The sequence below is a fragment of the Microbacterium sp. Leaf288 genome, from assembly GCF_001422925.1.
Lineage (GTDB): Bacteria > Actinomycetota > Actinomycetes > Actinomycetales > Microbacteriaceae > Microbacterium.
Genome location: NZ_LMNI01000011.1, coordinates 558,416 through 572,365, shown reverse-complemented (window position 1 = coordinate 572,365; position 13,950 = coordinate 558,416). Strand labels below are relative to the sequence as shown.

At 72.3% G+C, this 13,950-nt stretch carries 14 protein-coding genes; 6 read left to right on the top strand and 8 right to left on the bottom strand.

Annotated features, from left to right (window positions below):
- Window positions 1–20 precede the first annotated feature (20 nt).
- The 4 genes from ASF40_RS11935 to ASF40_RS11925 all read right to left on the bottom strand — a co-directional run bounded on the left by ASF40_RS11935 (window position 21) and on the right by ASF40_RS11925 (window position 2,972).
- The gene (locus ASF40_RS11935) at window positions 21–1,109 is read right to left on the bottom strand and encodes a DNA glycosylase AlkZ-like family protein (RefSeq protein ID WP_056369287.1); all 1,089 of its coding nucleotides are present in this window, start codon (window positions 1,107–1,109) and stop codon (window positions 21–23) included.
- Window positions 1,106–1,249, bottom strand: coding sequence for a hypothetical protein (locus ASF40_RS21130; RefSeq protein WP_157549646.1), 144 nt, complete (start codon window positions 1,247–1,249; stop codon window positions 1,106–1,108). The genes ASF40_RS11935 and ASF40_RS21130 overlap by 4 nt, the downstream gene beginning before the upstream one ends.
- 92 nt (window positions 1,250–1,341) lie before the next feature.
- A complete protein-coding gene (locus tag ASF40_RS11930) occupies window positions 1,342–2,574 on the bottom strand; it encodes a glycosyltransferase (RefSeq protein WP_056369286.1) in 1,233 nt (410 codons plus the stop codon).
- A 35-nt stretch (window positions 2,575–2,609) separates the two neighbouring features.
- Window positions 2,610–2,972, bottom strand: a complete 363-nt coding sequence (locus ASF40_RS11925) for a winged helix-turn-helix transcriptional regulator (protein ID WP_056369284.1) — start codon at window positions 2,970–2,972, stop codon at window positions 2,610–2,612.
- A 109-nt stretch (window positions 2,973–3,081) separates the two neighbouring features.
- On the opposite strand from ASF40_RS11925, the gene ASF40_RS11920 reads away from it, so the two are divergent.
- Window positions 3,082–3,957: an SDR family oxidoreductase gene (locus ASF40_RS11920; RefSeq protein ID WP_056369282.1), complete on the top strand. Its 876-nt coding sequence runs from the start codon at window positions 3,082–3,084 to the stop codon at window positions 3,955–3,957.
- 61 nt (window positions 3,958–4,018) lie between these two features.
- Here ASF40_RS11920 and ASF40_RS11915 read toward each other — a convergent pair whose 3' ends face one another.
- Window positions 4,019–4,420 carry a PPOX class F420-dependent oxidoreductase gene (locus ASF40_RS11915; RefSeq protein ID WP_056369280.1) on the bottom strand — a complete coding sequence of 134 codons (402 nt, stop codon included), beginning with the start codon at window positions 4,418–4,420 and terminating at the stop codon, window positions 4,019–4,021.
- A 44-nt stretch (window positions 4,421–4,464) separates the two neighbouring features.
- Window positions 4,465–6,138, bottom strand: a complete 1,674-nt coding sequence (locus tag ASF40_RS11910) for an ATP-binding cassette domain-containing protein (RefSeq protein WP_056369279.1) — start codon at window positions 6,136–6,138, stop codon at window positions 4,465–4,467.
- 244 nt (window positions 6,139–6,382) lie between these two features.
- On the opposite strand from ASF40_RS11910, the gene ASF40_RS21485 reads away from it, so the two are divergent.
- Window positions 6,383–6,958 carry a DUF2510 domain-containing protein gene (locus ASF40_RS21485; protein ID WP_056369276.1) on the top strand — a complete coding sequence of 192 codons (576 nt, stop codon included), beginning with the start codon at window positions 6,383–6,385 and terminating at the stop codon, window positions 6,956–6,958.
- 4 nt (window positions 6,959–6,962) lie between these two features.
- On the opposite strand, the gene ASF40_RS11900 is transcribed toward ASF40_RS21485, so the two are convergent.
- Complete coding sequence (locus ASF40_RS11900; protein ID WP_056369275.1) at window positions 6,963–7,700, bottom strand: NUDIX hydrolase; 738 nt, start codon at window positions 7,698–7,700, stop codon at window positions 6,963–6,965.
- A 152-nt stretch (window positions 7,701–7,852) separates the two neighbouring features.
- Here ASF40_RS11900 and ASF40_RS11895 point away from each other — a divergent pair, with 152 nt between their 5' ends.
- Window positions 7,853–9,481, top strand: a complete 1,629-nt coding sequence (locus ASF40_RS11895) for an FAD-dependent oxidoreductase (protein WP_056369273.1) — start codon at window positions 7,853–7,855, stop codon at window positions 9,479–9,481.
- A 108-nt stretch (window positions 9,482–9,589) separates the two neighbouring features.
- Here the strand turns inward: ASF40_RS11895 and ASF40_RS11890 are convergent, their stop codons facing one another.
- Window positions 9,590–10,891: a M18 family aminopeptidase gene (locus ASF40_RS11890; protein ID WP_056369271.1), complete on the bottom strand. Its 1,302-nt coding sequence runs from the start codon at window positions 10,889–10,891 to the stop codon at window positions 9,590–9,592.
- 248 nt (window positions 10,892–11,139) lie between these two features.
- On the opposite strand from ASF40_RS11890, the gene ASF40_RS11885 reads away from it, so the two are divergent.
- The 3 genes from ASF40_RS11885 (at window position 11,140) to ASF40_RS11875 (ending at window position 13,918) form a co-directional block, all read left to right on the top strand.
- Window positions 11,140–12,126, top strand: coding sequence for a lytic transglycosylase domain-containing protein (locus ASF40_RS11885; RefSeq protein WP_056369269.1), 987 nt, complete (start codon window positions 11,140–11,142; stop codon window positions 12,124–12,126).
- A gap of 77 nt (window positions 12,127–12,203) precedes the next feature.
- A complete protein-coding gene (locus tag ASF40_RS11880) occupies window positions 12,204–12,884 on the top strand; it encodes a response regulator transcription factor (protein WP_056369922.1) in 681 nt (226 codons plus the stop codon).
- Window positions 12,881–13,918, top strand: a complete 1,038-nt coding sequence (locus ASF40_RS11875; RefSeq protein WP_056369267.1) for a sensor histidine kinase — start codon at window positions 12,881–12,883, stop codon at window positions 13,916–13,918. The genes ASF40_RS11880 and ASF40_RS11875 overlap by 4 nt, the downstream gene beginning before the upstream one ends.
- Window positions 13,919–13,950: the final 32 nt, after the last annotated feature.

Below are 13,950 nucleotides of genomic sequence, written 5' to 3'. Positions count from 1 at the left end.
GCCCCGCCGCCTGGCCCCGTTCAGGGCAGTCCCGTGACCGAGACGCCGAGCCATTCTGCGAGTTCGGCGATCTCGGCACGCACCATCTCGGATTCCTCGGGCTCGAACGGCAGGAACTCGTGCAGCGCGTTGATCTTGAGCACCTCGCGCTCGCGGTCGACCTCGGCGTCGAGCATCCCGACGAATCGGTCGCCCATCAGGATCGGGTGCGCGAAGAAGCCGTATCGCCGCTGGGCCTTCGGCTTGAACTGCTCCAGCACGTAGGTGAACTCGAAGACCTCCTCGAGCCGCTTGCGGTCGAAGAGCAGGCTGTCGTACGGGTTCAGGAAGGCCACACGACCGCCGGAGTCCTCCTCGTCGAGCGCGGCGAGCGCTTCGGGGTCGACGCGATACTTCGTGGTGCTCCCCTCGACGACGGCGGGTTCGCCGGTGTCCTTCGCGACGCCGCTCCAGTACCAGTGGGGTTTCGTGAGTCCCGCCGACTGGAGTCGGCGCGCCGCCAGCAGTGCAGCGGCCTCGTCGTCCGCGTACTCGGGCAGGTCCTGCGGGTACACGCGCGCGGCGAGGTCCCAGACGCGGTGCCGACCCTCACGGCCGGTGACCGCGACCTCGCCCTGGCGCAGCAGGAAGTCCAGCATGTGGGGCACCTGGTTCGATCCCGACCAGCCGTCGGGCGCGCGGCTCACCTGCGCCGTGTCGGGGATGTCGCTCGCGAGGAGTGGACCCTCGGCGCGCAGCCGTGCGAGCACGTCGGCGCGGAACCCCGCGTTCGCCTCCAGCCACTGCCGGCTGCTCTCGCGCTGAGGCCACCGGCGCATCGCCGGAAGCATCAGCGGCAACAGGCTCATCGGCCGGAACGTGCCGTCGAACTCGAAGAGCAGCCGGTCGTCCTCGACAACCTTGCGCAGCTGACCCGGTTCGTACGACCAGCCGATCCTCGACCACAGCACGGTGTGCTCGCACGGCGCGATCGTCGCGGTCGGGTCGATCTTGATGTAGCCGAGCTGCTCGGCCACCTCGACGACGTCACCGGGGCGCTCGGCGTCGAGCAGCTGCGCGCGCACCACGATGCGCCGCGCCTGATCCCGCGTGAGCTGATGCGCCGTCACGCGGAGTCCGCCGCTCCCTCGGGAAGCACGCGGTACCGCACATGCGTGACCAGCGAAGTCGTGCGGCCCGAGATCTGCTCGAGCCGATACGGGCCGATCCCGTCGAGCGAGAGCGACATCGTTGCGACGACGGCGGACAAGCGAACCTCCGGATGGGGGACGTACGGTCGCGCCCCACGCTAGCCCGAGGCGCCGACAGCCCGACAGCCCCCTTGTCGCCCCCGGCGGGCGGTCAGGCCCGCGTCGCGATGCTCTTCTCGATGACGCGGGCCGATGCCGCGGCCCCGTCCTCGCCGGCATACGCGGCGCGCACGCGCTCGGCCGCGGTGCGCATCCCCTCGTCCGCCAGCAGCCGCCGCACGGCGTCCGCGAGCGCGGGCGTGCCCGCCTGCTTCGGCGTCAGCGCGAGAGCGTTGCCCTGCCGGACGCACTGGTCGACGTTCCAGACCTGCTCGGGCTGGAGCCCCATGCCCACGAACGGGATGCCGGCAGCGCAGGCCGTCTGCACCGTTCCCTGCCCGCCGTGGAGCACCGCCGCGTCGACGAGCCCGCCGAGGCGGTGCGCCGGCAGGAGCCCGGTCACGTGGACGTTCGGAGGAAGAGCGTCGTCGTCCCGCAGGTAGTGCTGCACCGGCGCGATCACATTCACGGGAAGCGTGCCGAGCTGCGACGCGGCCGCGAGCACCATCTCCCGGTTCGCCGACGAGCCGAGCCCGAGGTAGACGAGCGGCTCGGAGCGCTCCGCGAGCTCGGCCACGATGGGCGGCATCGGCACGTCGATGTGGGCGAAGATCGGTCCGACCCGCTGGTAGGCGGCAGGAAGCGTGTAGCCCTCGAGCTCCCAGGGCATCACGGTGAGGAGGTTGTGGTCGGCCTCGAGCAGCGACACCACGGTCGTGAGAGGCGGAACACCGTTCGCCTTCGCAACCCGGCCGAACGCCCGGGGCGCGAGCGGCAGCCGGTTGTAGGCCAGGCGCAGCGCGCTCGTCGCCACGCGGTCGAGCGCGTGGGCGATCCGGCCTCTCCCCCGCACCATCCCGAGCCGCACGGTCTGGGCGACCTGCGGGCGAGTCAGCGCGAACGGCACCGCATAGAACAACGGCACCTTCTCTGCCCGCGCCGAGATCATCGACGTCACGTTCGACCCGATCACGACGGCTGCGGCTTCCGTCCGCCGGATCAGCGCGCGCTCGGCGTCCACCCGTGCGGACACCAGCTGGTCGGTGAGCGGACTGCGCAGCGTCTTGCCCTGGTCGAACCGCATCAGCTGCTCCCGCTGCGCGGCGCTCATCGAAGGCTCGGTCGAGCGGTAGTCGAAGCCCGCGTCGGTGATCAGATGCGCGAAGTCCGGCTCGTACCCCAGGAACACGGCCCGATGTGCGGGATCGAGCGCCCGCGCCACCTCGATCATGCGCGTCACCTCGGCGAGGTTGAACGTCACGGGGCAGAAGAGGACGGTCGCCATGCCGTCATCCTGGCAGGCGGACCGCCCAGGGCGTCTCAGCGCTCGACGATGTCGCCCGCGTGCACGCCGATCCACGCCATGAGCGGCATCATGCGCTCCATCAGCTCGTCGCCGAGCGGCGTCAGCGAGTACTCCACGCGCGGCGGCACCTCGGGATACGACGTGCGCGCGACGAAGCCGTCCTTCTCGAGGGTGCGCAGCGTCGAGGCGAGCATCTTCTCGCTGATGCCCTCGACGGTGCGACGCAGCTCGCCCCACCGGATGGTGCCCTCGGTGAGGGCCATGAGCACGAGCACGCCCCACTTGCTCATGACGTGGTCGAGGACGACCCGCGTCGGGCACGCCTCGTCGAAGACGCCGGGAATCTCTGTCCGGATTTCCGCAAAACTCACCACCACGTGGGTACCTTACCTCAAAGTGGGTACCCTCCGTCTGGAATGTCACTGGTCGCCGCGGGCGTTGCCGTGGGGTGAGTGCGCAAGGCGCCTCCCCACCGAAAGGACACCCATGACCATCCTCGTGACCGCCGCCGGCGGACAGCTCGGCCACCTCGTCATCGACGCGCTCCTCGATCGCGGCGTCGCCCCTGGCGACATCGTCGCCGGCGCCCGCACGACCTCGAAGGTCGCCGATCTGGTGGACCGCGGCATCCGTGTCGTCCCGCTCGACTACAACGCTCCCGAGTCCGTCGCCGCCGCGCTCGAGGGTGTCGACGCCCTGCTGCTCATCTCGGGGTCCGAGCCCGGCCGGCGCTACGAGGGCCACGTGAACGTGATCGACGCGGCCAAGGCCGCGGGCACCGCGAAGGTCGTGTACACGAGCCTCGCGCACGCCGACTCCGTCGACTTCGTGCTCGCGCCGGATCACAAGGCGACCGAGGAGTACCTCGCCGCCAGCGGCGTCCCCGCCGTCGTGCTCCGCAACAACTGGTACACCGAGAACTACACGCCCGATGTGCTGCGCGCCGCCGAGTCCGGTGCGATCGCCGCGTCCGTCGGTGACGCGACCGTCGCCGCCGCGAGCCGTGCCGACTACGCCGAGGCTGCGGCCGTCGTGCTCACCGACGACGGCCACCTGGGCCGCACCTACGAGCTCTCGGGCGACACCGCCGTGTCGTACGCCGACCTCGCCGCGGCCGCCGCCGAGGTGCTCGGCCGCGAGGTCGCCTATGTGCCGGTCTCTCGCGAACAGCTCGAGGCGGCGCTCGCCGAGGCGGGCCTCGATGCGGGCACCGTCGGCTTCGTCGCCGAGATGGAGGCCGGCATCGCGCGCGGCGTCCTGGCCGGCGCCGACCCGACGCTCGCGCGCCTCCTCGGCCGCCCCACCACGCCGGTCGGCGAGGGCCTGCGCGCCGCCGTGGAGGCGTCGCGCGTCAACGCCTGACCGCCGACAGCGAAGGGGAGGGATGCCGCAGCCGCAGCATCCCTCCCCTTCGCCGTCGGCCCTACTGCCGGGTCGCGCGATCGATCGCCATGACGAGGATCACGCGGTCCTCCTTGTCGCGGGGCGGGGTGGAGCTCGGGTTGCCGTACCGGTTCTGGAGCCGCACGTAGAACGCACCCTCGGGGTCGGGGACGACGTCGACGAGCTTGCCCGCGACCTCGAGGTACCGGAACGGCGAGTCGGGGTCGAGGATCGACAGCGACATCGACGGGTTGTGCTGCAGGTTGCGGTACTTCTGCCGGTAGTTCGTGTGCGTGAACCGGACGTGCTCGCCGTCGAACTCGAACCACATCGGGTTGACCTGCACGGTGTCGTTGGGCCGGATGGTCCCGAGGTGCGCGTACACCGGGAGCTCGAGCAGGTGGCGGCGGTCAGCGGGGACGATGTCGTCGACGTGGGGCATGGCTCCAGTCTGCCGTGGCCCCCGCGGGCGAGGGTCGAACGGCGTCACACGCGCACCCCCAGGTCGATGCGGTCCCACTCGACGACGTCGCGAAGCAGCTGCCGGTCGTGGGTGGACACGACCACGGCTGCATCCGTCGCCTGCAGCGCCGCCGTCAGCTCGTCGACGAGCGTGAATGAGAGGTGGTTCGTGGGCTCGTCGAGGAGCAGCACGTGCGGGCGCACCGCGAGGGCGAGCGCGAGATCGAGCCTGCGCACCTGCCCCATCGACAGCTCTCCGACGCGGCGCCCGGTCTCCCGCGACGTGAGCAGCCCGAGCCCACTCAGACCGGTCGCCTGCGACGCCGCGAGCGCGCCGGACGCGACTGCCTTGCCGATCCGCTCGTCGTAGAGCTCGGACGCACGCCGGTCGGGATCGAGCACGGACTCCTGACGCAGCAGGGAGAGACGGATGCTGCCGCCCCGGCGCACCGCGCCCCCCAGGGCACCCGCTTCCGGGGCCGCAGCGTTCGCGTGGTCGGAGTGGACGGCGCCGGCCAGCGCCGCCAGCAGCGTCGACTTGCCGGCGCCGTTGGGGCCGGTGACGACGACCCGCGCGCCGCTGTGGAGCACCAGCGAGACAGGCCGCGGCATCCGTCCGTCCAGGTGCACGTCCTCGGCGACCAGCAGCGCCGCCGCGCCGCGGGACGGCAGCGCCGGGAATGCGAACCGCATCGGCGGCGGGGGCACGGTGACGGCGTGCGCCTCGAGCGCGGCGCGGCGGCGGTGCACCGTCTGCGTGATGCCCGCGGCGCGGGTGGCCCGCCCGTGCTTCGGCGATCCCTTCTCCGGTCGCCAGCCGGTCACGAGCCGGTTCTGCGCCGCGCTCAGGTCGTCCTGCAGCCGTGTCCGCTCGGCCTGCTCGCGGTCGTACAGCTGCTCCCAGCGCTCACGTTCGGCCTCGCGCCCTTCTCGGTAGGCGTCGAAGCCGCCGTACACGCGCGGACGATCGTCGGACGTCGGGTCGAGGTCGAGGAACGTGTCGGCCACATCGGCGAGCAGCGCACGATCGTGGCTGACGACGACGACGCCGCCTGCCCGCGCGCGCAGCCGCGCCGTGAGGAAGTCGAGGCTCTGCCGGTCGAGGTGGTTGGTCGGCTCGTCCAGCAGCAGGAAGTCGTGGTCCGCGCCCAGCAGGCACGCGAGACGCACGCGATAGCGCTGCCCCACGGAGAGTTCCGCCAGCGGCCTCGTGCGGTCCGTCTCGGCCCCGAGCGCTTCGAGCGCGACCTCGACACGCCGCTCGGCATCCCAGGCGTCCAGCACGACGGCGCGGTCGAGCGCCTCCGCGTACGCGTCGGCAGCAGCGCCTGTCGGGTGATCCGTGCTCAGGGCGACGGATGCCTCGTCCAACGCATCGAGAGCCGCAAGGGCGTCCGCGATCGCCTCGGCCACCGCGTCGCCCACCGTGCGGCGATCGCCCTTCGGCATCTCCTGCTCGGCGAGCGCGAGGGTGCCCACGCGCGCGATGTCGCCCGCGTCGGGCACGAGCAGGCCGGCGAGCAGGTGCAGCAGTGTGGACTTGCCACGGCCGTTCTCGCCGACGATCGCCATGCGCGCGGAGGGCGTGACCACGAGGTCGACGTCGTTCAGGATCCGGTGACCCGCACGCGAGAACGAGACGCGCGCGGCGGTGAGCTGCGCGCGGTCGCGCGCAGGAGTGTGCGTGAGGGAAGGCATGTGGCGGGTCCACTTCCGAGACCGAGGTCTCTGCGGGCACGCCGGGCCCGGGGGCGCGCGCGTGCGGATGATCTGACGGAGGGCCCGAAGGGGCCGGATGCTGCGGGCACGCGTCGCTCGGATGACTCGACGAGCGACGTGCGGGCGTGGCCGCGCCGTCGGATCAGATGAAGAAGTAGAAATGCACGGGTCGAGCATAGCCGCCCCGGCTGGACACCGCCCGGGCACGAACTACGCTCGGACCATGGCGACGCAGCCCGCACCGGGGTGGTACGACGACGGCTCCGGCAAGCAGCGCTGGTGGGACGGCACGCACTGGACCGACCAGTACATCGACCTGCGCGAGCGCGACACCGCGCTGCGGACGGACGCCGGCCCCGCCGCCTCCCGGCCGGCGCAGGCGGGCTGGTACGACGACCAGCGCGGACGCACGCGGTGGTGGGACGGCCGCCGCTGGACCGGCGAGGTGCGATACAGCGGCCAGGAGCAGGACTTCGCCGGCGTGGTGATCGACGGCCGATGGATCCACTTCGGCGACCTGAGCCAGCCGGTGAGCGAGGTCGCCGCCTCGGCGGACTCGGGCGATGCGCTGCTGCGACGCGCGGAGTTCACGAAGGCGGCGGTCGAGCGGCGGATGTTCGGGCCCGCCGGTCCCATCACGCCGCGCACGCTCAACCGGGCGATCACGCGCGTCGCCCCGCACCTCGTGATCGCGGGCCCGCAACTGTGGGTCGTGCCGTTCCCGCCGGCGCGCGATACCGAGGCCCGCCGCTTCATCACCTGGGTGAACAGCAGCGCCGACCACTACCGCTACCGCTGACGCATCAGTCGGGAACCGTGAGTGGGAGCTCCCGCTCCTCGTCCCACGGCTCGGTCCACCCGAGGCGGCCGAACAGCGCGTCGAGCACCATGCCCGTGAACCCCCACACCAGGTGCTCGCCGGTCGCATGCCGCACCAGGAATCCCGGGCCCCGCCACTCCTGGCCGCCGCGGCGGATCACCGTGACACCCCGGTTCCCCGGGTTCAGCAGATCGGCGACGGGCGCGCGGAAGACGTCGGCGGACTCCGCCTCGTCGACGACGCGGACCGGTGACGGATGCCGCCACCACGCCAGCACCGGGGTCACCACGTGCTGCGAGAACGCGAGGGGGATGTCGACGAGCTCGCCGAGCACCTCCACGCCGGCGGGGTCGAGGCCGGTCTCTTCACGGGCCTCGCGCAGCGCCGCGGCCACGGGGCCGTCGTCGCCCGGATCGATACGGCCGCCGGGGAAGGCGACCTGGCCCGGGTGCGCGCGCAGCGTCGTGGCGCGCGACAGGAGCAGGACGTCGAGGTCTCGCGACACCGCGTGAGCCTGCGCGTCGTGGTCGCTGGGGAGCGTGTCGAGCACCCCGAAGAGCATGAGCACCGCCGCCGGGCGCGGATCGGCCGGTGAGGGCAGATCGAGCAGCGCGCCCGCGCCGGTCGCGGACGCGTCGGCGAGCGCGGAGAGCTGGGCACGCGCGCCGAGGGCGAGACCGGGACGTGCCTCGCCGGTCTGCGGAGTCGACGGCTGCGGCATCCGTTCAGGCTACGCCGCATCACCGACACGCGGTTGCTGCTGAGGGAACCTGCTGTTGACCGCCGCTCGGCCGTGCCGCTACGTTCGCCCCGTGGCGCACCAGCGCCATCGGGCTCACCGCGCCGCGTGTGCCTGCGCTGCTGGGGAGCCGCATGATCACCGTCGAAGGCCTTCGGGCGCTGCACGTCTTCGCCGAGGTGCCCGACGCGGCCCTCGCCTCCCTCGCCGGTGCGGTGGAAGACATCCGGCTCGTGACGGGCGAGTACTTCGCGCACGAGGGCGACACCCGCGCCCTCTTCGTCGTGATCGAAGGGCTGGCCGAGATCACGAAGGTGGTGGGCGCCGAGGAGCGCGTCATCGGCACACGCCGGCCGGGTCAGTTCTTCGGCGAGGTCCCGATGACCCTCAGCACGCCCTTTCCGGCGAGCGGCCGCGCCGGGGAGCCGACGCGCGTGCTCAAACTCGAGCCCGCGGTCTACTACTCCCTCGCCGCGGCCGCGCCGTCGGTGCCCGACCGGGTCGCGGGGCTCGCGCGGCGCTACCTGGACTCGTTGCAGACCATGGCCGCCGAGCAGCACGAGTACGAGGTGCGGCTCATCCAGCCACGGCGCAGCGCCCGCGCGCATCGCGTGATCGGGTTCCTCACGCGCAACCAGGTCGACTTCGAGCGCGTGGACGTGGATGCCGCCGCCGACGCCGCCCAATACCCGGTGCTGGAGCTCGCGAGCGGCGCGCGGTTCGAGAATCCGACGATGCGCGAGATCGCCGAGGCGGTCGGGCTCGATGTGACGCCCGCAGCCGGCCGCTACGACGTCGTGATCCTGGGTGCCGGCCCCGCCGGTCTCACCGCCGCCGTGAACGCCGCCGCCGAGGGTCTGCGGACGCTCGTCGTCGAGACCTTCGCTCCCGGCGGACAGGCGGGCACCTCGACGCGGATCGAGAACTACACCGGCTTCCCTTTCGGCATCTCGGGAGACGACCTCGCGAGACGGGCGTTCACCCAGGCCCAGCGGCTGGGCGCCGAGATCGTGGTCACCCGCACGGTGGAGGCGCTGGACCCCGAGACGCGCAAGCTGACACTCGACGGCGGCGACGTCGTGCGCGCCGAGGTCGTCATCCTCGCGACGGGCGTGGTGTGGCGGACGCTCCCGGTCGCGGGCGTCGACCGGTTCCTCGGCAGCGGCGTCTACTACGGCGCCGCCCGCAGCGACTCGGCCGTGGCGCAGGGCGCGGACGTCTGCATCGTCGGCGCCGGGAACTCGGCCGGGCAGGCGGCGCTGTTCTTCAGCCGGCACGCACGGTCGGTCACGATGCTCGTGCGCGGCGAGTCGCTCGAGGCGAGCATGTCGCGCTACCTCATCGACCAGATCGCGGCGATCCCGGCCATCCGCGTCGATACGCGCAGCGAGGTGGTCGGACTGCACGGCGGCGATGCGCTGCGCTCCGCCGACATCGCCGACCGGCGCACGGGCGCCGTCGTGGAACGCGACGTCGACGTGCTCTTCGTCATGATCGGGGCCGACGCCGAGACCGCGTGGCTGCCGGCCGGGATCGCGCGCGACGCGCGCGGATTCGTACTCACCGGAGCGGATGCGGCGGAGTCTGGTTCGTGGCGCGAGGCGCGCCGTCCGTTCGCCCTCGAGACGACCGTGCCCGGCGTCTTCGCGATCGGCGACGTGCGGTCGGGTTCGGTGAAGCGCGTCGTCGCCGGCGTCGGCGAGGGCGGCGCCGCGATCGCGTTCACGCACCAGTACCTCGCCCTCGGCGCGGCCGGTACCTGACGCCGTGCACAGCATCGGAGGATTCGCGCGACACGCCGGGTGGCGGCATCCGTCCCCCGTCATGTCGCCGAAGACCTCCGACGCTGTGCCACCGCCACTGGCGCGGACTCAGCCGCGGAAGTAGGTCTCCGCGACGCGGGCGAGGTCCCACAGGTCGCTCACGCCGGCGAGCTCGCGGGCCGAGTGCATGGAGAGGATCGGGATGCCGACGTCCACGGTGCGGATGCCGAGGCGGGTCGCCGTGATCGGGCCGATCGTCGATCCGCACGGCACTGCGTTGTTCGAGACGAACTCCTGGCTGGTGACGCCCGCCGCGGCGCACCACCCGTTCCAGGCGGCCGCGCCCGCGGCATCCGTGGCGTACCGCTGGTTGGCGTTGATCTTGAGGATCGGGCCGGAGCCGAGCACCGGCTGCACGACGGGGTCGTGCTTGTCGGCGTAGTTGGGGTGCACCGAGTGGCCCACGTCGCTCGAGACGCACCAGGACGCGGCGAGCGCACGCAGCTGCTGCTCGCGATCGGCGCCCAGCGACAGCCACAGCCGCTCGAGCACGTCCGACAGGAAGGGACCCGCCGCACCCGACCGGGTGCCCGAGCCGACCTCTTCGTGATCGAAGACGGCGAGCATCGCGATGTGGTCGGCGTCGTGGCCGTCGGCCGCGTTCTCGAGCGCGACGACGCCCGCGTGCACCGATGCCAGGTCGTCCAGGCGGCCGGAGGCGAAGAAGACGTCGTCGAGCCCGAAGGTCGCACCGCGCGCGGCGTCGGCGGTGACGATGTCGTAGCCGCGGATGCGCGCGGCGTCGACGCCCGCCTCACGCGCGAGCTCGCCGAGGATGTCGGCGGACTCGGCCTCACCCAGACCCCACACTGGCTGGGTCTGCGACTGCTTGTCGAGGGCGAGGTGGTCGTTGACCTCGCGATCGAGGTGGATGGCGAGCTGCGGCAGCCGCAGCAGCGGGCCGGTCGCGGCGAGCACGTCCGTGCCGTCGTCGAGCACGAGGCGACCCGCCAGCCGCAGTTCGCGATCGAGCCACGAGTTGAGGAGAGGGCCGCCGTAGATCTCGACGCCGGCCTGCAGCCAGCCGAGCCTGCCGGTGGTCGGCTTGGGCTTGAGCTTGAACCCCGGCGAGTCGCTGTGGGCGCCGAAGATGCGCACACCCGTCGACGCCGACGCGCCCTGCGGCACGACCCACGCGATCGCCGCGCCGTCGCGCACCACGACGAACTTCCCACCGGCGGGAGCCTGCCATTCGGCAGCCTCGTCGAGACGCGTGAACCCCGCGTTCTCGAGTCGGCTCGCGACCTCGGCAGCGGCGTGGAAGCTCGACGGCGACGCCGCCACGAACGCGGCGAGATCGTCGGCGTGCGCGAGTGCTGCGGGGCGGGTGGGAACAGTGGACGAGGGCACGGATGAGCCTCCTGTAGACGTGCGGCGGGTGCTTCGATCGTAGTTCGGAGGACCTTCCCAGGCGGCCCTGCAACCCAGGATCCGACCCCTTGATCTGGCCTTTTCGAACATTCCACTCACATGTAACGTTCAGGTAACGCACCGGAAGCATCCAGAAAGGCCCGGGAGACTCGGGGACTTGTGCCCGCCCGAACGGTCACGACGCGCCTCCCGATGGCGCATTTCGCTGATACGGAACCCGGTCTTATATGCGCTCCCACACGTCTCTTCTGCCCGCACGTCGCACTCTCCGCCGCGCCGAACGCCGCCTCCGCCGCCGCCCGGTGCTCGTCGCCGCGACGCTCGCAGTAGGCGTGCTGGCTACCGCCGCGTTCAGCACGGCGACCCCCGCATCGCAGGCCGAGGCGTCCGGTTCGCTGACCGATTTCGCGCTGGCGTCGTACTCCACCGCGTCCGTCACGGCCGAGACCGCCGCCGCCCCGAGCGCTTTCGAGAAGTCGCTCGCCGACGCGGACGCCGCGGTGACCGCCGCGACCACCGTCGCCGCCGACATCGCTGCGTCGGGTCTGGACGTCGGCACGGCCGACACGACCGTCGACACCACCGAGCTCGAGGGCGCCGTCGCTCAGCTGAAGCGCGCACAGTCGCTCCCGGCCGAGTACACGACGGAGGTCACGGATGCTGTGACCTCCCTCTCCGCTTCGGTCAACGAGCAGGCGCAGGGACTGCGCGGCAAGCTCGACGCCGCGATCGCCCTCAAGGCGCAGCGCGAGGCGGAGGAGAAGGCCCGCAAGGAGGCCGAGGCCGCCGCAGCCGCCAAGGCCGCCGAGGAGGCCGCCGCGGCAGCCGCGGCGAAGAAGTCGTCGGCGCCGCGTTCGTCCGGCGGCGGTGCGCCCGTGTTCGCCACCGGCGGCGCCGTGGGCGGCACCAGCCCGGCCGACGCGCAGGCGACCGCCCGATCGATGCTCGGAGGCTACGGCTGGGGCGACGACCAGTTCGGCTGCCTCGTGTCGCTGTGGAACAAGGAGTCGGGCTGGAACTACCAGGCCTACAACCGCTCCAGCGGCGCGTACGGCATCCCGCAGGCACTGCCCGGCAGCAAGATGGGCAGCGCCGGCGCCGACTGGCAGACCAACCCGGCGACGCAGATCGCCTGGGGCCTCGGATACATCTCGGGCCGTTACGGCAGCCCCTGCGGCGCGTGGAGCCACTCGCAGTCGACCGGCTGGTACTGATCGCAGCCCACCAAGCTCATAGGCGATCCATAGCGCTCGCCTGACAGCCTCGAAGAGGGCACGTCCAGACTGTGGACGTGCCCTCTTCGTCGTCTCCGCCGTCGGTCGCGCCGCGCCTGCTGTACGTCGAGGACGAGGCCGAGATCGCCGGCATCGTCGTCGAGATGCTGGGCGACGAGTACGACGTCGACCACGCGTCGACGGGCGAGGAGGGCCTGCGCCTTGCACTCGGGCGCCGCTACGACGTGATCGTCGTCGATCGCCGCTTGCCCGGGATGTCGGGCGTCGATCTCGTCGGCGCGGTCCGCACGGCCCGCATTGCGACGCCCGCCCTCATGCTCACGGCGCTCGGCGCGGTCGACGACCGTGTGACCGGGCTCGACGCCGGCGCCGACGACTACCTCGTGAAGCCGTTCGACTTCGCCGAGCTGCGCGCGCGGCTGCGGGCGCTGCGCCGCGGGCGCGGAGCCGGGGATCGCCGCGAGCTCGGCGACTGGGTGTTCACCCCCGCCTCGCAGGCGCTCTACTCCCCCGCCGACGGCCGCATCCCGCTCACGCAGGCCGAGTCCGAGCTGCTGGAGCTCCTCACCTCGAGCCCCGAGCACGTGTTCTCGCGCGACGAGATCCTCGCCCACGTGTTCCCCGGCGGCTCGGCCACCACCGTCGACACCTACGTGCACTACGTACGCCGCAAGTCGACGCCCGAGATCATCGAGACCGTCCGCGCGCGCGGTTATCGCAGCGGGACGCCCCGATGAGCGAGCGGACGGATGCTGCCACCGCCGCCGACCGGCGGCGCGTGCAGCAGGCTGCCCTGCGTGCCGGGGTCTGGGTGGCCGTCGCCGCGGCGGCGGTCGTCGCCATCATCACGACCGTCATCGTCGCCGTGATGTTCGCGACCTCACGCCCTGAACACGGTCCGCCGCACCCCGGACCGGGCGGTGGAGGATGGGACGGACCGGGCGATCGGGTGATCGACCTCGACGACGTCGTTCCGCTCGCGATCCTGATCGGGCTGATCGGCGTCGTCGCGCTGGGGTTCGTCGCGTGGTGGGCCTCCAAACGGGCGGCGCAGCCGCTGGCGGACGCCCTCGAGGTCCAGCGCACCTTCGTCGCCGATGCCAGCCACGAACTGCGCACTCCCCTCACCACCCTGACCAGCCGCATCCAGCTCGCGCAGTATCGGGTTGAACGCGGTGGCGACGTCGACGCCGTCCTCGCCGATCTGCGCCGCGACGCGGCGGTGATGGACGCGGTGCTCACCGACCTGCTGCTCACGGCCGAGACCGCCGGCGCCCGCGCCGGCGACGACGACGGCGTGGCATCGGTCGCCGCCGCCGCGCACGACGCGATCGCCGTCATCGAGCCGAGAGCGGTCGAGCGCGGCGTCGCACTCGTCGCCGAGGCATCCGCGGATCTGCACGTCGCCGCCGACCACACGTCGCTGACGCGCGCGGTGATGGCGCTGCTCGACAATGCGGTGCGCTACTCCCCCGCCGGCTCGACGATCACGGTCCGCGCACGACCCGCCGGCCGCCGCGTCGAGATCAGGGTCGTCGATGAGGGCAGCGGCATCGCCGGCATCGATCCCGATCGACTGTTCGCCCGCTTCGCCCGTTCGAACGACGCGCCGGGCGGTGACGGGCGACGTGGCTTCGGGCTGGGCCTCGCTCTCGTGCGCGACATCGTCACGCGCTTCGACGGCAGCGTGCGCGTGGAGAACACGTCGCCCGCCGGGACGACGTTCCTGCTGGATCTGCCCTCGGGCGGCCGGCACACGCGGGAACGCTGAGCCTTCCGACGCGGGAACTTATGAGAATGCCC